A 19894-nucleotide genomic window follows, 5' to 3' on the forward strand; every position below is an offset into this window, starting at 1 on the left:
ACGGTTCCTGGCAAGGCGCGCCGACGAGGCGTAGCGGGGACTACGGCGAGGAGGCGCAACGCCGCCAGGGGCCGTCAGGGCCGCGACAATCGTAACGTTATTTGCGGGACAGGACACTAGACCCACCGCCGGTGGACTCCGATGGTAGCCACGGCGGTTGTCGGGGAACTTGATGCACCTCAAGAAGCATTCCGCCGTGGGCAGTTTACCGAGCCGGGACTCGCAGAAACACGACGACCAGAGCGGCCATGGCCAGGGTCCACAGGCCGCTGGCCAGAGCGAGCGCGGGGGCGTGCGCGGGCAAGATCACTCGAACCAGCGCGGCGGTTCCGATCAGCAGCGCCATGAGCGGGATGGTGCGTGTTGCGGCCGGGTCCTGCCTGGCGCGGTTGAGGCGCACCCGTGCCACGACGCCGGTGGTGAGCGTGCCCAGGGCACCGACGGTGATTGCGTGGGTGGCGGTCCCCTGGGCGAGCAAGGGCGTGACCCAGGACAGCGCCAGCAGAGCGAGGGCGGCTGCCAGCCAGCCGTAGCCGATCCCAAGGCACCAGAGGTCCGGGCGGCCAGTGGCCGCCCAAAGACGCCAGCGCGCCAGGCGCACCGCATTCGCACGGAATTTGGGCCGCGACCGCCAGCGCCACCATCTCCTTGCTCAGGGCATCGAGCGCGCCATCGGAGTCGAAGACGGCTGTAGCTGTCTATCGCATTGTTTCAGCAATGGCGTCCGGGCGTAACCCTTGCTCGCCGTCTCACCATGACGGTGGCACCTCTAGCACCAATTTGCCGACTGTTCCTCCCGATTCCAGGTCCCTGTGCGCCGACGCAACCTCTGAAAATGGGTAGCGAGTCGTAGGCGGACATTGCAACCGACCCTCCCCGAACAACGCGAGAATGCGATCCATGGCCGGCACCAGCCGATCGTGACGATCAGCCAGAAAGCTGAGGTTGAACGCCAGCACGCTGCGGTTTTCGGTCGTCAACTTTAACGGATTGAACCGCGGTGTCAGCAGCCAGTCTCGGAGGAGTTTCAGATAATTGGGCCGACCGCCGCACTGCCGACCCCTCCGGCCCCGGCATGCACCAGAACCTTCTCCCCGGGCCGTACATGAGCCAGTTCGTGCAAGGCGAACCAGGCGGTGAGGAATATCGTGGGGATACCGGCGGCCTCCGCTGTCCCCAGCCCGTGCGGAACGGGGAAAACCTGAGCCCTTGGCAACACCAAGCACGAGCTGTAGCCGTTGAATAGGGTCACCCCAATGACCGGGACACCGACGGCAAAATCGTCCACGCCGGCGCCGAGAGCATCCACCTCCCCGGAGACCTCGAAACCGGGCGTGATCGGCCACCCCACAAACCGCCGAGCAGAGGTATACAGGCCCATCCGCACCACGCAGTCGGCGTAATTGACGCCAATGTGCCGCACGGCGATGCGCACCTCACCCGGCCCCGGCTCCGGGTCTGGATGCCCTTGCATTGTCAGCCGGTCATAGCTGCCCGGGCGATGTATGACGATGCGTTTCACGATCAGACTTCTTCAACGTACCGAGCACCAAGCGAGATTCAAGTTCAAGGTCAAGTTCAATCACTTCATTAGCGGGTTACCCAGCCCCCGCATACCGGGAATACCTGTCCCACGAAACACCCGATTTCATCGCTGCACAGCGAGGCCGCGAACATGGCATCCTCTCTCGCGGCAATCAGCCGACCCAGCGGCACCTCCCGCTTGAGCCGTTCCTGAAATTTCGGATTGTTCTTGACGTCTTCAGGGAAATAGGTGGGATTGTCGACAAAATTCTGGGCTATGGCATTGACCTGTACATTGTGTTTGGCGACTTCCACGCCCACCGCCTGAACGTAGCCCAGTTGCGCACCGCGCGCCATGCTGTAGCTGGAGGTGCGCTTCTGGCCTCGCAGCGCCGCGGCACTGCCCAACACCAGAATCTTGCCGGCCCCACGCTCGATCATTTGCGGCAGCACTGCACGCACCAGCCGAGGCAACGGATAGACCATGTGGTCAAAGAGGTCCAGGAATTCCGCGTCTTCCACATCGGTTGCCGATGTCTGCGGCGCAGGTACCGCAAGATGCGCAAGCATAATATCGACGGGCCCGGCCTTCCCCACAATGGCCGCCGGAGTCTCCGGAGCGTTCAAGGACTGATTGTCGGCCACCACCTCGGCTCCGAGTTCCGAGAAAACCTCGTGCAGGGCAGGTCCCATGAACGTATCCGCCTGCGTGAGCAGTACGCGCCTGCCTTCAAGAGAAAGCGCCATAACCGTCTCCTCCCGTGTCTGGAACTGATGGCACTGTGTCAATCATGCCGGGCGAGGTGCAAGGCGGGATACAGGACCACGGAGCTCAGTGTTTACCCTGCTCTTGGGCCGTGTGCTTGCCTGGCGCTCGGCGTCTGGCGCTTACAACAGTGAACAAATGGCCCGCCGGGGTGCTGGACCACACCCGCGCGCAACAGTGTCGACAGGAATCATGATTGCTATAGTGTCCGCGCCATGCTGCGAATCACACCTTCGATTGCCATCCCGCTGGACGAGATTCAGCTCGATGCCGTGCGTGCGCAGGGGCCCGGTGGTCAGCATGTCAACAAGGCCGCCACCGCGGTACACCTGCGTTTCGACATTCAGGCCTCGTCGTTGCCGGACGAGGTCAAGCAGCGTCTCGGTGACAGCAACGATCAGCGGATCACCCGTGATGGCGTGATCGTGCTCAAGGCGCAGAAGTACCGGAGCCTCAACCGCAACCGCGAAGAGGCGCTGGCGCGGCTACGCGAACTGATCCACGGCGCTACGCTTGTGCCCCGCAAACGCAAGCCAACGGGGCCGAGCCGCGGTGCCAAACGACGCCGCCTGGAAAGCAAAAAACGACGGGGACAAACAAAAACGCTGCGCCGTGGCCCCGGCCCCGCGGAATGAAAATGTGCGGGTAAAGCCGCTTGAGTTTGGTACGCGCGTCGTCGGTTGTGAACTGCCAGTCGACCCCGGCTTGCGCGGCATTGCGGCGCTCGGCCCGAGCCGTTGCCGTGCCGCGGAGCGTCTCGATGTCCGCGATCCGGCGGTTGAGGCATTGCTTGGTGAAGACGCTTAACTCGATTTCGGTGACGTCGAGCCAACTGCCATGCTTGGGCGTGTCGTGGATTTCCAGATGGTCGAGCAGGTGGCGCGCCTCGGCGGGGGGAACGCCTTTTCAGCCTCCTTCTCCCCGTCGAGGAGCGGCTCCGTCGGTGGCCGCGTGCGCTGTTTGCACTCCAGGGCTGCTTCCAGTCCTTACATGGTAGAATCCACCCGTGGCGGTGACGGTACCGGCTTGCCAGGTGGTCGGAAAGCGGGCCGCCACCGGGGAACATCGCGGGGTCCGACCATGCATTGCGGCTGGCAAGCAGGACCGCTTGCTGCCGCCGACGGCCCGTAGCGGCCGCAGAAACGGTACCCGGAGGCGTTCTCACGTTCCCCCAGACTCCCGCCACCTATGCACTGGAACTCTTCGCCGCAGAGGCGGAAAAACTGGGTCTGGCACCAGAAGTGCGAATGACAATCGAACCCCCGGTGAACCTCCGGAAACAGACGTAGTCCTAATTGGTCTGGAAGAAAAATCGAAAAATAGCGTGATCTATGGTTATCAGCATTGATTCCGGATTGGGGGCTGTCATCCCATTGGACGTTCGGTCAGAGAGGGCGCCAGACCGCGGGTGGGCAGTGAGGGGCCGAATCGGGCCGGGGCATCGATTCAGCCCCACGAGCACACGCTTGAAGGGACCGACGAGTTGAGTTGCCTCCGGTTTCTGGAACATTCAAGCATCGCCGGACTGAACCTTGACGTCTTTCGGCATGCCATTGACACCCGCTTGTCCGCGCTCATAGCTTTGCCGGAGACGCCCCCGTTACGCCTGAATGCGGCCATTCGCTACAGCCTGCTGGCCCCCGGCAAGCGCATACGCCCGCTGCTCGCCATGGCCTCGGCTGCGCACTTCGGAACAGACCCTCGGCAGGCCCTGGACGTGGGCTGTGCCATCGAAATGGTACACGCCGCGTCACTGGTGCTGGACGACCTCCCCTCCATGGACGATGCAACACTGCGCCGCGGCCAGTCCACCACCCACCGAGCCTTCGGCGAAGACATGGCGATGCTGACCGCCGTGTCGCTGTTGAACCGCGCCTATGGCACATTGGCGGCGTTGGAAGACCTTGAGCCTGAAGTCAAACTGGAACTTGTACGGCTGATGGAGCGCGCCATCGGCACCGACGGCTTGGTGGCCGGGCAGACACGGGACCTGCATGAGCGCACCTCCGCCGACAGCGCCGGCAAGATGAAGCAGATCAACTTTGAAAAGACCGGCGTCCTGTTTGTGCTTGCCGTTGAGTCGGGCGCCCGGGTCGCCGGCATCCATGATCACCGTCTGGATGAACTGAGACTGTTCGCCGGCCACCTGGGCTGCGCGTTTCAGATCATGGACGACGTGCTGGACCAGTCCGCCAGCGCCACCGATGCCGGCAAGGACGTGGGCAAGGACAGTCGCAGATTCACTGCCGCCAGCACCAACGGGCTGGACGGCGCCCGCGCCATGGCGCTTCAGTACCTGAAACTCGCTCTGGCCTCCGCCGACGCGTGTCCGTCCGAACAACCCGTATTGCGCACCTTCGTCGAAACCCTGTTCGCAGGAGCAAGTAAGCAGTGACCGTCGCGGGTGCGGAGCCAACGCTGCGGGTGGATGGGGTGCATTTCCGCTGGCCTGAGCGGCAGGTACTCAACGGCGTGGACATGGATCTCGCCGCGGGCGAACTCTACGCCCTCCTCGGCCCCAACGGCGCCGGCAAAACCACGCTGATCAAGGCCATTTGCGGGCGCATCAGCCCGCAATCGGGTCAAATCCGTCTGGATGGCGTGCCGATGAGCGCTGGTGCCGCCGGGCACAGCATCGGGCTCGTGCCGCAGGCGCTGGCGATTTACGGCCATCTCACGCCCCGGGAGAACCTGGAGGTGTTCGCCCGCCTTGCCGGCGTTCCGCGGCGCGAGATCAAGCCGGCGGTCGCCCAGGTGCTGGAATCCACCATGCTGAGCCCCCGCGCCGATGACCTCGTACGCACGCTCTCCGGGGGCTACCAGCGCCGCGTGAACATTGCCGCCGCCATCGTGCACAAACCCCGCTTGCTGATTCTGGACGAACCCACGGCGGGCGTGGACGTGGATGCCCGCGGCTCCATCCACCAGGTGCTGCGCGGCCTGCGCGCCGCGGGCATGGCCGTCCTGCTGACTACCCACGATCTGGAGCAGGCGGAAGTGCTGTGCGACCGGGTGGGCTTTCTGCTCCATGGGCGGCTGGCGGAACAAGGGTCACCCGACGCGCTGCTACGGCAACATTTCGGTGATGCCAGGGAAATTGTTGTCGTCCTGAAACAATCGCCCGATTCCGGCAAGGCGGCCTGGCTGCGCCAGCAAGGCCTGTCACCCACGCGCACATCCTCCACCTGGGCAGGGCTTCAGAGCGCCAACAACGACAGTGCCGAGAGGCTCTCCGAGCGATTGCTGGGCGAGGGCATGGAGATCCGGGAGTTGCGCCTGCGCATGCCCGACCTGAGCAGCCTGTTCCTGAAGCTGACCGGCCAGGAGGCTGCGGCGTGACTCTCGCGATCTTCCGCGTCATGTTCCTCAACCTGCTGCGGGACCGCGGCGCCCTGGCCATGGCGTTTCTGTTGCCTCCGGCGATTTTCGTCATCTTCGCGGCGATCTTCTCCGGCACCAGCGGTGATGCACTGGAGCTGCGCGTACACCTGGCCGACACGGTGGAAACCCCGGCCACACGGAAACTCGGCGATGCCCTGCGAGATCAGGCCGGTCTGCGCATTTCCCAGGCACCGGACGCGTCTGAGGCATCGGTGCGCGCCGCAGTGCGCGATGCATCAGCCGATGCTGGCATCGTTATTCGGGGAAACCTGGAGGGCGAACCCGACACCGATCATCCGCCGATCCTGATCATCGGAGACCAGGGCCGCGCCATGGCGGCTGCCATGGTACTGGGGCAGGTGCGGGCAGCCATGGAGTCGGCATTGCCGGAGCTGGCCCTGCAGCGCTCACTGGCTGTGGCCCGGGAGCTGATCGGCGAATTCACACCGGAGCAACAACAACGCCTTGGGCAAGGGATTGAGTCGGCGACGGATCTTACCGCGAAGCGACCCAGCCTTGTGGGTCTGGAAGAACTTGGTCCACGGGGGGGTGCACAAGGCGGTGCCGACGGCGCTGTGAACTACTACGCCGGCGCCGTGGCCATCCTTTTCCTGCTGTTTTCAGCCATGCAAGGCGCGGCGACGTTGATTGAAGAGCGGCAATCCGGCGTCGTGGACCGCCTGCTGCTCGGCCCAGGAGGAACAGGTGTGGTGGTGACCGGCAAGTTCCTGTTCCTGACCCTGCAAGGCAGTCTGCAGGTGGGGCTGATCTTCGTCGTGGCCTGGCTGGGATACGGTTTGGATCTGCCCGGGAACTTTGCGCCCTGGCTGCTGACCACCGTATTGGCGGCCACCGCCGCGGCCGGTCTGGCGCTGGCGTTGAGCGCCGCCTGCAGCACGCGCCAGCAGGCGCAGACGCTGTCCAGCTTCTTCGTCCTGATTCTCTCCGCTGTGGGCGGCAGCATGGTGCCGCGTTTCATGATGCCGCCCTGGCTCCAGGAGCTGGGCTGGCTGACCCCCAATGCGTGGGCCATCGAGGCCTATCAGGGCATACTCTGGCGCGGCGAGTCGCTGGACTTGCTGGCCCTGCGCTGGGCGGTGCTGGCGGGCATCGGGCTGGTGGCGCTGGCCATTGCGTTAATCCTTTCAAAGCGACTTGCACGAGCCTGACACGGGCGCAACCATGGGAGAAGGGGAACAATGTCCACCTGGGTAATCAATGCCCTGATTCTGCTGGCAACGGTGGTTGCCATGGAAGTCTTCGCCTGGGCCGCGCACCGCTACGTGATGCATGGCTGGGGTTGGGGCTGGCACCGCTCCCACCATGAGCCAGGCGGCGGTCCGCTGGAGAAGAACGACCTTTATGCGGTGGTGTTCGCGGGCGTGGCCATCATCATGATTCTGCTGGGGTCTGCGGATTACAGTCCGATCTACTGGGTCGGCATGGGCGCCACGCTCTACGGTTTTCTGTATTTCGTCTTTCACGACGGTCTGGTGCACAAGCGCTGGCCGTTTCGCCACACCCCCCGCAAGGGCTATCTGAAACGCATTTACCAGGCACATCGCCTGCACCACGCGGTGCACGGCAGGGATGGCTGCGTCTCGTTCGGCTTCCTGTTCGCTCCTCCTGTTAAAAGTATCCGGAGGCAGTTGAAGGAGAATATCCGCAGCGGACGTGCCGTCGTTCGGAGCAAAGAGTGACCGCTTCCCGCGCCTCGCAGCAACGCAGCGGGGCCGGCCTGCCGCTGGGTCTGTTGATCCTGGGCAGTTGGCTGGCGATCTATTTTGTCGGTACTGCTCCTGCCGCAGTGTGGGGCGCCTCTGCTTGTAGTTATACGCGGCGTTTCCGTGGGAGCCCCTGAAGGCGGCACAATTCGACCATCACCGGCATGTGGGCGCGGCGGACGATCCGGACACTTCGACGCAGCGCATCCGTCGGCTTTTCTGCCCTGGTTCGCCTGCTTCATGAGACGTTGCCATCAGCTGGCGGTAACCGGCGTGCCCTGGTGGCAGCGACCGCGGGCACACGCGGCGGATGCGTCATCCGCCGGGACGCGTCCATAGGCCGACGCGCGGCGCAGGAGTGCGCCAACGGCCGAGGGTCCGCGCCGCTGCCGCCTGAACGCCGGCGAGCATGAGCAAGCGGACTTTTTGACCCCGCGATGTGGAGACGCGGCGATCCCAGGCTGCCGGCCCGAGCCTGTGCACATCCCTGCCGATGGCACGGTACACACCGCGCGCGCCGGCAATGGCCCAGGCGCAACGGAACGGCAACCGGGACAGACCGGTGAGCGCCGAGTCGTAGTAGGGCTCCGCCTCGCCCACCAGCCTGCGGGCGACCCGCGCCAGCCCGTCGCGATTTGACGGGCGCTCCAGATGGCGGGTATCCACCCCGGCCTCCAGCAGCCAGTCCTCGGGCAGGTAACAGCGGCCCATGGCTGCATCCTCCAGCACGTCCCGGGAAATGTTGGTCAACTGGAAGGCCAACCCAAGGTCACAGGCCCGATCCAGCGTTTCCTCATCGCGCACACCCATGACCATGGCCATCATCACGCCCACCACGCCAGCCACGTGGTAACAATAGGTCAGGGTCTCGTCGATGGTCCGATAGCGAAACTCCTCCACATCCATGCGGAAACCCTGGAGCAGATCCAGAGCACATGATTCGGGAATGGCGTGCCGGTGGGCAACGCGCTGAAAGGCGCGCATCACTGGGTCATCCGTGGCCTCGCCGCGATAGGCGCTGGTGGTCCGTTCATGCAACAGGGCAAGGCGTGCCTCGGGAGTGTGCGACTGCGGAGCCTGGTCGGCGAACCCCAGGACCTGTCCGTCGATCACATCGTCGCAGTAACGGCACCAGGCGTAGAGCATGGAGGCACTGTCCCGGGTGTCGGCGTCGAACAGGCGCGCGGCCGCGGCAAAGCTCTTGGAACCCTTCTCGATTTGGGCGCGACTTTGCAGGGCGACGGCATCCATGACGCTATCCCGCCTCCCGACTCAGGCCAGCATCCGAGAGCATCAGCGCGGCGGTGGCCTTGGCCGACCCCACCACTCCGGGGATACCTGCGCCCGGATGGGTTCCCGCTCCCACCAGATAGAGGTTCGCGATGCTGTCGTCCCGGTTGTGGGGCCTGAACCAGGCGCTTTGAGTGAGCACCGGTTCCACGGAAAACGCCGAACCCAGATGGGCGTTGAGTTCATCCCGAAAACCGAAGGGCGTCAGCAGGCGCATGGTCACCAGATCTTCGCGCAAACCCGGAATATAGCGTTCTTCCAGATAATCGAGAATGCGGTCGGCATATTTCGGACCGACCTCGTCCCAATCAATGTCCGCATTGCCCAGATGCGGCACTGGCGAGAGCACGTAGTAGGCGCTGCACCCTTCTGGGGCCAGGGACGGATCCGTGATGGTGGGCGCATGCAGGTACAGGGAAAAGTCATCGGGCAGATCCGGTCCGTCGAAGATGTCCTTGATCAGCTCGCGGTAACGCGGCCCGAACAGCACCATGTGGTGTTGCAGGTTCGGGTGCACTTTTTTCAGGCCGAAATAGATCACGAACAGCGACATGCTGAAACTGTGTTTCTCCAGCTTCTTTGCCTGCGCCGGACCGCGGACGGAATCGCGCATCAGGTGCTTGTAGGTATGCACAACATCGGCATTGCTGGCCACCGCGTCTACCTCAGCACTCCAGCCGTCGACGGTGCGCACCGCCGTGGCCCGGTTGTTGCGGACTGTGATCGCGTCCACTTCGGCGTTGAGCCGGACGGTTCCGCCAAGGTCCTCGAACAGCCGAACCAGGCCGTTGATCAGCGCACCGGTGCCGCCGCGGGCAAACCACACGCCCCATTCCCGCTCCAGGGCGTGGATCAGCGCGTAGATGGAGGAGGTCCTGAACGGGTTGCCCCCCACCAGCAGCGGGTGAAAGGAAAAGGCCTGGCGCAGGTGGTCGTCGCGGATATAGCGGGAGACCACGCTGTAGACGCTGCGGTAAGCCTGCAGCTTCACCAGTTGCGGCGCCACCCGGATCATGCTTCGGAAATCCAGAAACGGAACCGCGCCCAGCTTGATGTAGCCTTCCTGGAAAACACTTTTGGAAAACTCCAGAAAGCGCCGGTAACCAGCCACGTCATCGGAAGACCTGGCGGCGATCTGCCTCTCCAGTGCTGCCTGGTCGTTGGTGTAATCGAAAACGTCCCCGTCCTCCCAGCAAAGCCGGTACATCGGATCCACCGGCAGCAGCTCCACGTAGTCGGACAGAGACCGCCCGGCCTGAGTGAAGAGCTCTTCCAGGGCCGATGGGTCGGTAATCACCGTGGGGCCGCCGTCAAAGACAAAACCGTCGTCTTCGTACACATAGGCGCGCCCGCCGGGCTTGTCGCGTTTTTCCAACAACGTGGTCTGGTACCCGTTCGTCTGTAGGCGAATGGCCAGCGCCAGCCCGCCGAACCCGGAGCCGATGACGACTGCTTTCTTCTCTTTATTCATTGGCTCCTCGATTCACGGCGATACAGTGCACGTTCGGACAGGCAGGCCAGCGCCGGCAATATCGGCACCGGAGGCTTGCCGGCGAGAAGCCGGATCTTGTCGGCGGTAGTCAGTCGTGCGGCATAGAAGCGCGCTATCAGAGCTTCAGACAGACCGTAGAAGCGCTGGAGCACCAGGTATCGCCGTTCCGGTATGCCCGCTCGAAACAGCATACGGTTCAGAAGGCGAAAAAAGCCGGTCTCCCGCCAGACGTTCACGGCGTGAGCATAGGTCAGGGCATGAAGCCCGGGAGCGGAAAGGTCCTCATGCTCGGCGATGGCGTCGGCCAGGCGGACCGCAAAAGGCAGGGAATACCCGGTGGTGGGATGAAACAACGCCGCGGCCAGACCGCTGCGTGCCACACCCTTCTCGCCGGTATTCCAGTACGCGTCGAGATCGCCTGCAAGCAGGATGGGAAGAATACCACGCTCTTCGCGGTGCTCCCTCGCGATACGCCAACCCTGATCCTGAGCATAGGCGGTTACGGCGTCGCGCAACTCCGCACGGTCAAGATCGGCGCCATCGCTGTAACGCGTATCCTCAATAAGCAGGCGTCGTGCGCCGAAAGGAAGGACGTAGACAAAGCGGTACCCGTCAGCCTGGGAAACCGTGGCGTCCATGATCACCGGACCGGACAGCCCGTGGGCTTCGTCCAACTCCACCTCAAGGCCCAGGAATTTCTGAAATCCGAGCACCAGATGCGGATTATCCCGTTGCCCGCGGCCATCAATTACCGCGCGAGCCTCAAGCAGGGTCCCGTCCGCAAGCCTTACCGCATCAGAGGCAACCTGGGATATCTCCGCCCCGAAGCGCACCTTGGCAATGCCGCTCTCCATTAAATGATGGTGCAGTCGATCCGACGTGGCGCTGCGGTACGCGCCAGCGATTTGCCGAGTCCGTTGCGGAAAGCGCACCTGATGGTGCTGCCAGTCGTGAGCCACCATGGGGCTGACCCAGGCGTTCTGCGCCGCATCCAGATCGCTGCGATGGAAGGACCAGGTGTGATTGCCCCCGAGACGATGATCGCGCTCAAGGATGAGCACCTTGATTTCGGGCCGCCGCACAGCGAGTCGCCAGGCGATCAGGCAGTTGGCCAGCCCCCCTCCAGCAAGTATCAGATCCGGTTTAACCAATGGGTGCTCGCCTGCCCGAGTGCATGAAGACCGAGTATCGGCTGATTTGCCCGCGTGTTCACACAGAGACTTTACGCAGAGGAAAGTTCGATTCCATTGAATAGCAAGCTTAATGCATCACACCACTGTGGTCGGGTACGCGCCGAGAATAGGCCTCCATATGGCCGAGACGGCGGCCCATCTCGCCGACCACGTCTTGCCGCCCGTGGGGCGCTGCGCCAGTGGGTTCTGTCGTTGCCCAAGCGCCTTCGCTGGCGCTTGCATCACCAACCGGGCGCGCTCGACACGGCCTTGCGGATTCTGCTCGAGGCGATTGATCGCCGTCTGTGCACACACTGTGATGCCGCCGGCCCAAACGCCGAGGGGGACCTCCCAGCGGGACGCTTACGTGCAGATTATGGCGCACCACCGCATCGTCGTGGAGACCGCGATCGAACTGCAGCAGCGAGGGGTACTTCACCGAGAACATCGCCAGTGCCGCGCTCAGCGTATCGCTGCGTGTGGCGTACACTGCTTTGACGCCGGCGCGGATCCTCGAGCTTGGCGAAGCACCTGCGCTCGCTCGCCACGAGCCCCGGCATGGAGAGGTCTTGGCGCAGTTTCGGTAGAGGGGCGGCCATGCGCAGCACTCCACTGAGGGGATTCAGTGGCCTAGCTTATGTTGCGAGAAGCTATCGCGCAAATGTATCGTAAACAACTGATATTACATGCCCCCTGTTAATCTGCGGGAATTGCTGGTGAAGAACGAAGCCCGTGACAGCGCCCCGATAGAAGGGCGGCCTGTAGCCACACCACCGTCCGTGGATTGAGACGACCACAGCACAGGATGACTATGATGGCCGCTGATACAAGCATCCTGCTTCCACTGTCCAATGTTAAGGTCGTTGACTTCGGTCAATATATAGCCGGACCCGCTGTCTCGATGATACTCGCCGATTTCGGCGCGACGGTCGTGCACATTCACCCGCCCTCGGGTCCACTCTGGGACAGTCCGGCAAACGCCACGCTGAACCGCAATAAGTTGATCGTGCAGATCGATCTCAAGACATCGGGGGGCTGAAACAGGCCCTTGCGCTGATCGAGGAGGCCGACATCGTGGTCGAAAGCTTTCGTTCGGGCGTCATGGCCCGGCTCGGGATCGATTTCGCCGAACTGCGAAAAGCGCGCCCGGAGCTGATCACGATCTCCATCACCGGCTTTGCCTCCAATGACGTATAGCGCCGCGAATGGCGCGCTTACGAAAGCGTGATCGCCGCCAATTCCGGCGTTTTCACGGATATGGGTCTGAATCGAGTGCTGATGGGGATCAATCCATCATTCTCTCCTCTTCCATTGTCCTCGGCTTACGGCACCATGCTGGCAGCCTCAGCGACGGTGTTGGCTCTGCAGGCGCGCGAGCGCACTGGGCTGGGCGATCAGATCGAGGTGCCGCTGGCAGCCTCCGTGATGGAAGGGCTTTGCTACAACTCTATCAAGATCGAAGACTATCCCGAGCGCTACAAAACCCAGCGTGAGCAGGAAATCGAGCACCGCCATTCCGAGGGGCTGCCGATGAACCTCTCCTACGAGGATCTGCAGCAACTCCTCGACCCTTCTTACCGCACCTACAAGTGCAAGGACGGGCGGGGGCCGCGCACCGGCTATCTGGGCTATGACGATCTGGTACAGGCCACCACGACGGGGATCATGACGCGTTTCGGTGGCTCGATGGAGACGCCCGAAGAGCACGCTCACGTGGGTACGATCGACGTTATGTGTGGATTCGGTGGCGCGCTCGTCATAGCGGCCGCGCTCTACCAGAAGCTCAAGACCGGGCGTACGGGGCGGCCGCGCACTTCGCTGTCCGCGCTGAGCGGTTTGGCGCAGATCCCGTTTTGTTATGACTATGAAAAACGCGGGCCCTTCGACGAGCCGGCCGGGCGCGAGGTGCACGGTTACGACGAGCTTTCACGCTTTTATGGCACGTCTTCCGGCCGTTTCGTGCTGCTGAGCGCCTACGAAGCCGACACCGAGCGTTTCGACACCATCCGCGCCCATAACAGCCACCTCGCGGACGGCACACCGGGAACATCCCGGGGGAGCTATTCGTTCTCGATCTACGAGGATCATCCGAGCGGGCATACCGTTACCCAGCTGGATCCCTACGCAGTGCGTCCGGTACGCGGAAGGGTTTCCGCGCTGGCGCCCGCGGAAAAATACGGCGCATCGACGCGCGGCGTCATGAGGGAACTCGGCTATGATGACGCCGAGATCGAAGCCATGCTCGAAGCCGGTGCAATCAGCGAGAGCTGGAGCAGGGAATACCTGCCCAGTTGAAAACGGCGCGGTGGGGCGGCTACCACTCGAGCCACCGGTGGCATTTCCCGAGGGCGTCTTCGTAGAGCGCCTCATAACTGCAGTGGCGAATGTCCCATTCCTGGGACTGGCCCTCGCATTCGATGTGCAGGCAGGCGTACTGAGGCCGGTCGGGCTTGCCATGCAGGGCGGGAAAGGCGAACGCGGGCTTGTGGTACAGCCGCCCCTCCACCTGATAGACGCAATAGGTGGCCTCATCCCGGACGGCCGTTAATCGAGCCTGGCGGTCCTGCGCCTCGACCGTGGCGGCATAGCCTTCTTCGTTCAGCCGGTCGCGCACCGCACCCAGGGCCGGCAGGACAGATTCCCGAAAGCAGTGCGCAAGCGCCTCGCCGGCGGCTATCTCGGCCTGTGCGGCCCGGTCCGGGTCGCGCACTGTTTCCTTGCGGCGCAACACCTTGCGCACGCGCTCCAGCCAGGTGTTGCGGCGCTCGCTGCGGCGGGTGTCGTCGGCAGTCAACGGCGACCTCCTTGGCTCCCGCGGCGCTCGTCGAGATAACGGACCAGCTTCTGGATCGGGGGTTCGGGCATCGGGGTCACCTCGTGTGCCTGATAGGCATCGGCCCGGAACGCCGTCCACAGGCCCCAGGCGATGATCAGGAGCACCACCGCCAGCGGCAGTGCCGCTGTCAGCGTCGCTGTCTGCAGCGCCTGGAGCCCGCCGGCGACCAGGAGCACGGCGGCGGCCGCACCGGTGAGAACGGCCCAGAAGAGTTTCTGGAACAGTGGTGGGTTCGGATCGCCACCGGAGGCGAGGATATTCATGACGAGCGCCCCGGAGTCGGCGGACGTCACGAAGTAGCCCACGATCACCACCGTTGCCAGCGGAACGGTGATGGCGGCGATGGGCAGGGTCTCCAGCATGGCAAACAGTGCCTGGGATTCACTGGCCTGCACAATGGCCCCCAGCTCCGAGTCGAGCATCTCCTGGTGCAGGGCGGTGGCTCCAAAGACGGATAACCAGACGAATGTGAAGCCCGTCGGCACCAGGAGCGTGCCCATGATGAACTCGCCCACTGTCCGCCCGCGCGAGACCCGGGCGATGAACATGCCGACAAAGGGGCACCAGGCGATCCACCAGGCCCAGTAAAAGAGTGTCCAATCCGCCTGCCACTCGCGGCCGCGGAAGATATCCGTCCGAAACGTCAGCTCCACCAGGCCCTGAACATAGGTGCCGAAGGTCTGCAGCAGGGCGGACAGGATCACCACCGTTGGACCCACCGCGGCAACGAACACCAGCAAGGCGGCGCCGAGGAACAGGTTGACCCGGGAGATCACGCGGATGCCGTTGTTCAGGCCACTGAGAACCGATACCGTGGCGATGCCCATGATGCCGACGATCAGCAGAATCTGGTTGCGCGTTGAGACCTCGATCAGCCCCACGTGCTCCAGCCCCGCGTTCACCTGCATGACGCCCAGCCCAAGGGAAGTCGCGACGCCGAGCAGAGTCCCGACCACGGCCAGGGTATCGATGATGTCGCCGGCGATGCCGTTGATGCGCTTGCCGATCAGCGGGTAGAGCGCGGAGCGTATCGATAGCGGCAGGTCGTGGCGATAGGAGAAAAACGCCAGGGACAGGGCGACAATGATGTAGATCGCCCAGGGGTGCAGCCCCCAGTGATAAAAGGTGAGCCGCAGTGCCTCGTTGGCGGTGTCCACCGTGCCGGGCTCTCCCCGGGGTGGCTCCAGGTAATGCAGCACGGGCTCGGCCACGCTGTAGAACAACAGCCCAATGCCCATGCCCGCGGAGAACAGCATGGCGAACCAGGAGAGGTACGTGTACTCCGGGCGCGAATCCGGCGGACCCAGGCGCAGCCGACGAAAGTTCGGGTGCACCAGCACCGCGAGGACAAACACCAGCAGTAAGCCGACCACGGCCGTATAAAACCAACCGAACTGCAGCGTAAGGAATTGCTGCACCGCCGCGATCGCGTCGCCGACAGGCTCAGTCCACACCGCACCGGCGATGACCAGCGCCAACACGAGACCGGCCGAGGGGAAAAAGACTCTGGGGTTCATGGCCCAGGACACCGCCTTACAGTCGTCCGCTTACGGGAACACTCGACCATGCCTCGCTCGGTGATCGAAATCAACACGGCAGAGAGGTTGACAGGCTTCGGGTGTTTGCAATGCTCAAGCGAGGACACAGCATCACCCCGCCGCGGGAGTGCGGCTGCACCTGAACGCGATCTACAGGAGGCCGTCCCCCATGAGCGTGAAGCGACCCAATCAGGATGCGCTGGAGTCCATCTCCGATTACTACGGTTTCGACCTCTCACCCGAGGCGCTTGAGGAGTTCGAATCCGCCATCGCGGCGTCCATGGCCGTCTACGACCGGCTGGACGAGCTGCCCGATGAGCTGCTGCCGGTGAAATACCCGCGGGCCTGTGTTGGGCATCGGCCGGTGGGTGCGGACAACCCCGTCAATGGCTGGAGCTGGAAGTGCTCAGTCCCCGGAGCCGGCGAGGGGCCGTTGTCCGGGCGCACCGTCGCGATCAAGGACAACATCGCCGTGGCTGGAATCCCCATGCTGAACGGCTCGCCGATTATGGAGGGCTACGTGCCGCGCGAGGACGCGACGGTGGTGACACGCCTGCTGGATGCCGGTGCGCACATCATCGGCAAGACCGCCGTGCCGGCGTTTTGCTTCGATGGCGGGGGCTGTACCGGCTACCCGGAACCCCAACCCGTCAACCCCCATAACGCCGAGCATTTGCCCGGGGCATCGTCCAGCGGTAGTGGGGCTGTCGTTGCCAACAAGGAAGTGGACATGGCGCTGGGCGGGGATCAAGGGGGCTCCATCCGGCTGCCGGCCTCCTGGTGTGGCTGCTATGGGCTCAAGGGCACCCATGGCCTGGTGCCTTATACCGGCATCTTCCCCATCGAGATCACGCTGGATCACGTCGGCCCCATGGCGCGCACAGCAGAGGACTGCGCACGGATGCTTGAGGTCATCGCCGGCGCCGACGGACTGGATCCGCGGCAGTACGACGTACAGACCGCCCGTTACACGGAGGCGCTAAGCGAGAGTCTTGACGGCGTGCGCATCGGTGTCCTGCGGGAGGGTTTTGGCATCCCCGGTGCCAGCGAGTCCGATGTGGACGCCGCGGTGCGTGAGGCAGTGAGTGTGCTTGAGCGTGCCGGCGCCACCGCGTCCGAGGTGTCGGTACCCATGCATGCGGATGGGTTGGCCATCTGGAGCGCCATCGCCTTCGAGGGCGCCACGGAGCTGATGGTCCGCGGCGATGCCTACGGCACCAACTGGCGCGGCCATTACAGCACCGATCTCATGGACTTCTACGGCCGGGCGCGGCGGGCTCGGGGGCGCGACTACAGCGATACCGTCAAGGTCACCGTGCTCGCCGGGCATTACATGTCGGAAGAGTACAACCGCCACTATTACGGCAAGGCGCAGAATCTCAGTCGTCGGCTGCGTGCCGAATACGACCGGGTGCTGGCGCAATACGATCTGCTGCTCCTGCCGACTACCGCCATGAAGGCCGTTCGATGCCCCGCCGACCGCAGCCTGGGCAGCATTCTCGCCGGCGCATTGGGAAATCTTCAGAACACGGCGGCCTTCGACGTCACAGGGCACCCCGCCATGAGCGTGCCGGTGGGGCTCTCCGGGGGTTTGCCGGTGGGGATGATGCTCGTGGGACGCCGCTGGGAGGAGGCGACCGTACTGCGGGCAGCCCATGCCTATCAGGTGGCGGCAGGTTGATAGTCCGGAGGGCACGGCGGGCATCCGGATCAATCCCTGCTTGTATCGGAGGCCCGCTTGCTTGAGAATCGAAGGGAGGTGGCGTGGCAATAGACCGATCGTGCCACGGAAGACCGGCGCCAAGGGATGGTGGCCGACAAGAAAACGTCAATGGACAGGGAACAATGGGGGGCGCATGGAGGCGCACTGGCGTGTCTTGGTTGTCGCGCGGAACTTCGAGGAGGCCGCGAACACCGAATACCTTAAGGCCCTGGTCAGTAACGGGTACCAAGTCCGGGAAATTGCCCGGGGGGAAGACGCGCTACCCGTTATGGAGCAGGAGAATCCACTGGTCGCCTGCTTCCAGTTCGACTACCCGGACGCGCGGGGCCTCGCGGAGCTGCGCCAGGCGAAGGAGCGCATCCCGTCCGTTCCGTTGATCATGATTACCCAAGCGCATTCGGAATCGCTCGCAGTCTGGGCGTTTCGCGCGCGGGTGTGGGATTACTTCGTACAACCGGTGGATCTCGAGCGCTTCCTCTCGGTGCTCAACGCCTTGTCCACCGTCCAGTCGGCGCCCGGAAGGGGGCAGCGTCCGTTAACCGGTCCACTGATGCCCCTTAACGCCATGCCCTCGGAGCTCCGTATCCGCGGGAGCGGGGGGCCGGACAAGCATGGGGCCCTGGAACTGGCTGTGTCGTACGTGCAGCGGAATCTGGACACGAAGATCGTCCAGGGGAGGGTGGCGGAACTCTGCGGGCTGACGCCGTTTCAGTTCAGCCGTCTCTTCAAGCGCCAGTACGACTTGACGTTTCAGGAGTTCGTGCTGCAAACGCGCATCACCGCTGCTAAGGCCATGCTCAGCCACCCGGGCGCCTCGGTGTCGGATGTGTGCTACAGCGTCGGTTTTCGCGACCTGTCCTATTTCACGCGCACATTCCACCGTTACGTGGGCGAGACGCCGTCTCAATACCGCCAGAGGGTCAGACCCTGCACTGCCGGTCAGCAACCGGATTCCCGGGCGGCAATGTCCGCGAGCGGGGCGGGCGCTGGACCCGAACGCCTGCCTCAGGGGCTTCTGGACAGGCGGTCCCGCTCGCGGAATTAGCTGTTTCGCTGCAACGTGCGATCAGTCCACCAGCACGGGGATCTGCGCCAGCACCCCGAAGTTCTCGCCACCGGTCTGGCCGATGGGTTCGCTGAACGAGCAGTCCGGGAGAAAATAGATGGTCTTCTGCTTCCATCCCCGCTCTTGCGGGTCGTCGTCCCATGTGGCGAGCGTCCCGTCCGGCTTGCGAATGTTGAACGTCTCCACGAAATCGTCCCAGCGCTCGATGCCGTCGTCCGAATCGTTGGACCAGGTGCCGGGTGACTCGCCGTCGCTGTCCTCGGGCGGCAGCTCCATCTGGTAGGGGGCATCGGCATCGATGTTGTTGGCTTGATCCACGATCCAGGCGATATTGACGTTGACCGCGCCCACCAGGTCATTGCAGGGGCCCACGTTGCCGTCGGGGCAGTCGATCACCGGCAAGGTCATGTTCCACAGCCCTTGCTGGCCGGTCTCCTCGACCCAGCAGTCGTATAGATCGTTGAATGTTGCCTGGGATTGCCCGCCGAGGGTGGCCAGGGGCTCGCCGAAGGTCATCTCGTTCGGATTGCCGTCGGCGCACACGAGTGGCCGCAGCTCCGAGGTGTTGGTGCCGCCCTGGCAGGCGCCCTCCTGACAGAACGAGCTCCAGCCGCCGGTCTCGGACATGGTCTGGTTCGACTGCGAGCTGGGGATGAAGCGTCCCACGCTGCAGTCGTATTCACCGCCTGATGTGAGCGCCTGTTTGCACAAGCCGATCGGCTGATCGACATCCTCCGGGCGCAGGGATCCGGCGAAGCCGATGTAGGCAACGGACCGGGCTGAGACGGTATAGTCGGTAAAGCCGAGGACAAAACCGAAGAACGCCTGCACTGGGGTGGCCCGGCGCTCCGTGACGACCTCGATGGCGTTGATGAAATCGAGGTTCATGTCCAGCTCGGCCGTGGATACGTCGAAGAGGTCCACAGGCTCCAGGGACGGGTTCGCTGTGAAGGTCTGGGTGGTGAAGCTCCAGTGCCCGCGCTCGACGCTGGCCACCTCCACCGCTGTGCCCTGGCTGTTGTTGGAGACGGCGGTGTCGTAAGCGACCTGGTTGGCGCCCGCGTTCACCATGGAGCCGTCATCCACGTAGAGCACGCGCGCACCGGCGAGGGCGGCGGCATCGGCTGCGTTTTGCAGCTCATTGCGCGCCACATACAGATTGGCGCCGTCGAGCGCCAGGGCGCCGAAGCCGAACAGCACCACCAGCGAGATCGCCATCAGCACCAGGGAGGCCCCCCGCTGATGCCGTGGCCCGCGCGCCCCCAAACCCGTTCCTTGGTAAATGTTCTGGTGCATGGTTACTCCGCTCGCATGACAGTGGTGGATGACAGGTTGATGCCGCCGCCCATCCCCGCGATGAAGCCGGGGACGATGAGGAACTG

At 63.8% G+C, this 19894-nt stretch carries 18 protein-coding genes and 2 pseudogenes; 9 read left to right on the forward strand and 11 right to left on the reverse strand.

What is annotated here, in order from left to right; all coding sequences use genetic code 11:
• Window positions 1–205: 205 nt before the first annotated feature.
• The 4 genes from QZT63_RS19370 to QZT63_RS19380 form a co-directional block, all read right to left on the reverse strand.
• Window positions 206–601, reverse strand: coding sequence for an NnrS family protein (locus QZT63_RS19370; RefSeq protein WP_290653614.1), 396 nt, complete (start codon window positions 599–601; stop codon window positions 206–208).
• A gap of 148 nt (window positions 602–749) precedes the next feature.
• On the reverse strand, window positions 750–980 hold the full coding sequence (locus QZT63_RS20220; RefSeq protein WP_366637629.1) for a zinc-binding dehydrogenase: 231 nt from the start codon (window positions 978–980) through the stop codon (window positions 750–752).
• A 47-nt stretch (window positions 981–1027) separates the two neighbouring features.
• On the reverse strand, window positions 1028–1522 hold the full coding sequence (locus QZT63_RS19375; protein ID WP_290653617.1) for an alcohol dehydrogenase catalytic domain-containing protein: 495 nt from the start codon (window positions 1520–1522) through the stop codon (window positions 1028–1030).
• Window positions 1523–1590: 68 nt separating this feature from the next.
• Window positions 1591–2271: an SDR family oxidoreductase gene (locus QZT63_RS19380; protein WP_290653619.1), complete on the reverse strand. Its 681-nt coding sequence runs from the start codon at window positions 2269–2271 to the stop codon at window positions 1591–1593.
• A gap of 234 nt (window positions 2272–2505) precedes the next feature.
• Here QZT63_RS19380 and arfB point away from each other — a divergent pair, with 234 nt between their 5' ends.
• A complete protein-coding gene (gene arfB, locus QZT63_RS19385) occupies window positions 2506–2925 on the forward strand; it encodes an alternative ribosome rescue aminoacyl-tRNA hydrolase ArfB (protein WP_290653620.1) in 420 nt (139 codons plus the stop codon).
• A gap of 7 nt (window positions 2926–2932) precedes the next feature.
• Here arfB and QZT63_RS19390 read toward each other — a convergent pair.
• Window positions 2933–3139 (reverse strand): annotated as a pseudogene (locus QZT63_RS19390) (IS630 family transposase); the annotation flags it as partial.
• 559 nt (window positions 3140–3698) lie between these two features.
• Here QZT63_RS19390 and QZT63_RS19395 point away from each other — a divergent pair.
• From QZT63_RS19395 to QZT63_RS19410, 4 genes are read left to right on the forward strand one after another with little or no spacing between them, the layout of a single operon-like run.
• On the forward strand, window positions 3699–4685 hold the full coding sequence (locus tag QZT63_RS19395; RefSeq protein ID WP_290653621.1) for a polyprenyl synthetase family protein: 987 nt from the start codon (window positions 3699–3701) through the stop codon (window positions 4683–4685).
• Complete coding sequence (locus QZT63_RS19400) at window positions 4682–5629, forward strand: ABC transporter ATP-binding protein (RefSeq protein WP_290653622.1); 948 nt, start codon at window positions 4682–4684, stop codon at window positions 5627–5629. Before QZT63_RS19395 ends, QZT63_RS19400 begins: the two co-directional genes overlap by 4 nt.
• On the forward strand, window positions 5626–6840 hold the full coding sequence (locus QZT63_RS19405) for an ABC transporter permease (RefSeq protein WP_290653623.1): 1215 nt from the start codon (window positions 5626–5628) through the stop codon (window positions 6838–6840). The genes QZT63_RS19400 and QZT63_RS19405 overlap by 4 nt, the downstream gene beginning before the upstream one ends.
• A gap of 30 nt (window positions 6841–6870) precedes the next feature.
• A complete protein-coding gene (locus QZT63_RS19410; protein WP_290653624.1) occupies window positions 6871–7371 on the forward strand; it encodes a sterol desaturase family protein in 501 nt (166 codons plus the stop codon).
• Window positions 7372–7710: 339 nt separating this feature from the next.
• Here the strand turns inward: QZT63_RS19410 and QZT63_RS19415 are convergent, their stop codons facing one another.
• Genes QZT63_RS19415 through crtY form a run of 3 tightly spaced genes read right to left on the reverse strand, consistent with a single transcriptional unit; the run spans window position 7711 to window position 11328 of the window.
• The gene (locus QZT63_RS19415; RefSeq protein ID WP_290653626.1) at window positions 7711–8646 is read right to left on the reverse strand and encodes a phytoene/squalene synthase family protein; all 936 of its coding nucleotides are present in this window, start codon (window positions 8644–8646) and stop codon (window positions 7711–7713) included.
• 4 nt (window positions 8647–8650) lie between these two features.
• A complete protein-coding gene (locus QZT63_RS19420; protein ID WP_290653628.1) occupies window positions 8651–10156 on the reverse strand; it encodes a phytoene desaturase in 1506 nt (501 codons plus the stop codon).
• On the reverse strand, window positions 10153–11328 hold the full coding sequence (crtY, locus tag QZT63_RS19425) for a lycopene beta-cyclase CrtY (protein WP_290653630.1): 1176 nt from the start codon (window positions 11326–11328) through the stop codon (window positions 10153–10155). Before crtY ends, QZT63_RS19420 begins: the two co-directional genes overlap by 4 nt.
• Window positions 11329–12250: 922 nt before the next feature.
• Here crtY and QZT63_RS19430 point away from each other — a divergent pair.
• Together QZT63_RS19430 and QZT63_RS19435 are read left to right on the forward strand one after the other, a co-directional pair.
• Window positions 12251–12768 (forward strand): annotated as a pseudogene (locus QZT63_RS19430) (CoA transferase); the annotation flags it as partial.
• A 111-nt stretch (window positions 12769–12879) separates the two neighbouring features.
• Window positions 12880–13644, forward strand: coding sequence for a CoA transferase (locus QZT63_RS19435; RefSeq protein WP_290653642.1), 765 nt, complete (start codon window positions 12880–12882; stop codon window positions 13642–13644).
• Window positions 13645–13663: 19 nt separating this feature from the next.
• Here the strand turns inward: QZT63_RS19435 and QZT63_RS19440 are convergent, their stop codons facing one another.
• Both QZT63_RS19440 and QZT63_RS19445 read right to left on the reverse strand, forming a co-directional pair.
• Window positions 13664–14143 (reverse strand): hypothetical protein, encoded by a 480-nt coding sequence (locus QZT63_RS19440; protein WP_290653632.1) that lies wholly within the window; start codon window positions 14141–14143, stop codon window positions 13664–13666.
• On the reverse strand, window positions 14140–15702 hold the full coding sequence (locus QZT63_RS19445; RefSeq protein ID WP_290653634.1) for a BCCT family transporter: 1563 nt from the start codon (window positions 15700–15702) through the stop codon (window positions 14140–14142). Before QZT63_RS19445 ends, QZT63_RS19440 begins: the two co-directional genes overlap by 4 nt.
• A 190-nt stretch (window positions 15703–15892) precedes the next feature.
• Here QZT63_RS19445 and QZT63_RS19450 point away from each other — a divergent pair, with 190 nt between their 5' ends.
• Together QZT63_RS19450 and QZT63_RS19455 are read left to right on the forward strand one after the other, a co-directional pair.
• Window positions 15893–17404, forward strand: a complete 1512-nt coding sequence (locus QZT63_RS19450; RefSeq protein ID WP_290653636.1) for an amidase — start codon at window positions 15893–15895, stop codon at window positions 17402–17404.
• 175 nt (window positions 17405–17579) lie between these two features.
• On the forward strand, window positions 17580–18491 hold the full coding sequence (locus tag QZT63_RS19455; protein WP_290653638.1) for a helix-turn-helix domain-containing protein: 912 nt from the start codon (window positions 17580–17582) through the stop codon (window positions 18489–18491).
• A 21-nt stretch (window positions 18492–18512) separates the two neighbouring features.
• Here the strand turns inward: QZT63_RS19455 and QZT63_RS19460 are convergent, their stop codons facing one another.
• Entirely contained in the window at window positions 18513–19808 is a 1296-nt protein-coding gene (locus QZT63_RS19460) for a pilus assembly protein TadG-related protein (protein ID WP_290653640.1), read from the reverse strand.
• Window positions 19809–19894: the final 86 nt, after the last annotated feature.

This window comes from Aquisalimonas sp., from assembly GCF_007120195.1.
In the GTDB taxonomy this organism is placed as follows: Bacteria; Pseudomonadota; Gammaproteobacteria; order Nitrococcales; family Aquisalimonadaceae; genus Aquisalimonas.

Bases quoted from the DNA above. Each gene is read 5' to 3' on its own strand.
- QZT63_RS19460 (WP_290653640.1), bottom strand. From the start codon at position 19,808: ATGCACCAGAACATTTACCAAGGAACGGGTTTGGGGGCGCGCGGGCCA.
- QZT63_RS19410 (WP_290653624.1), top strand. From the start codon at position 6,871: ATGTCCACCTGGGTAATCAATGCCCTGATTCTGCTGGCAACGGTGGTT.
- QZT63_RS19445 (WP_290653634.1), bottom strand. From the start codon at position 15,702: ATGAACCCCAGAGTCTTTTTCCCCTCGGCCGGTCTCGTGTTGGCGCTG.
- QZT63_RS19435 (WP_290653642.1), top strand. From the start codon at position 12,880: ATGAACCTCTCCTACGAGGATCTGCAGCAACTCCTCGACCCTTCTTAC.
- arfB (WP_290653620.1), top strand. From the start codon at position 2,506: ATGCTGCGAATCACACCTTCGATTGCCATCCCGCTGGACGAGATTCAG.
- QZT63_RS19415 (WP_290653626.1), bottom strand. From the start codon at position 8,646: ATGGATGCCGTCGCCCTGCAAAGTCGCGCCCAAATCGAGAAGGGTTCC.
- QZT63_RS19380 (WP_290653619.1), bottom strand. From the start codon at position 2,271: ATGGCGCTTTCTCTTGAAGGCAGGCGCGTACTGCTCACGCAGGCGGAT.
- QZT63_RS19420 (WP_290653628.1), bottom strand. From the start codon at position 10,156: ATGAATAAAGAGAAGAAAGCAGTCGTCATCGGCTCCGGGTTCGGCGGG.
- QZT63_RS19455 (WP_290653638.1), top strand. From the start codon at position 17,580: ATGGAGGCGCACTGGCGTGTCTTGGTTGTCGCGCGGAACTTCGAGGAG.
- QZT63_RS19450 (WP_290653636.1), top strand. From the start codon at position 15,893: ATGAGCGTGAAGCGACCCAATCAGGATGCGCTGGAGTCCATCTCCGAT.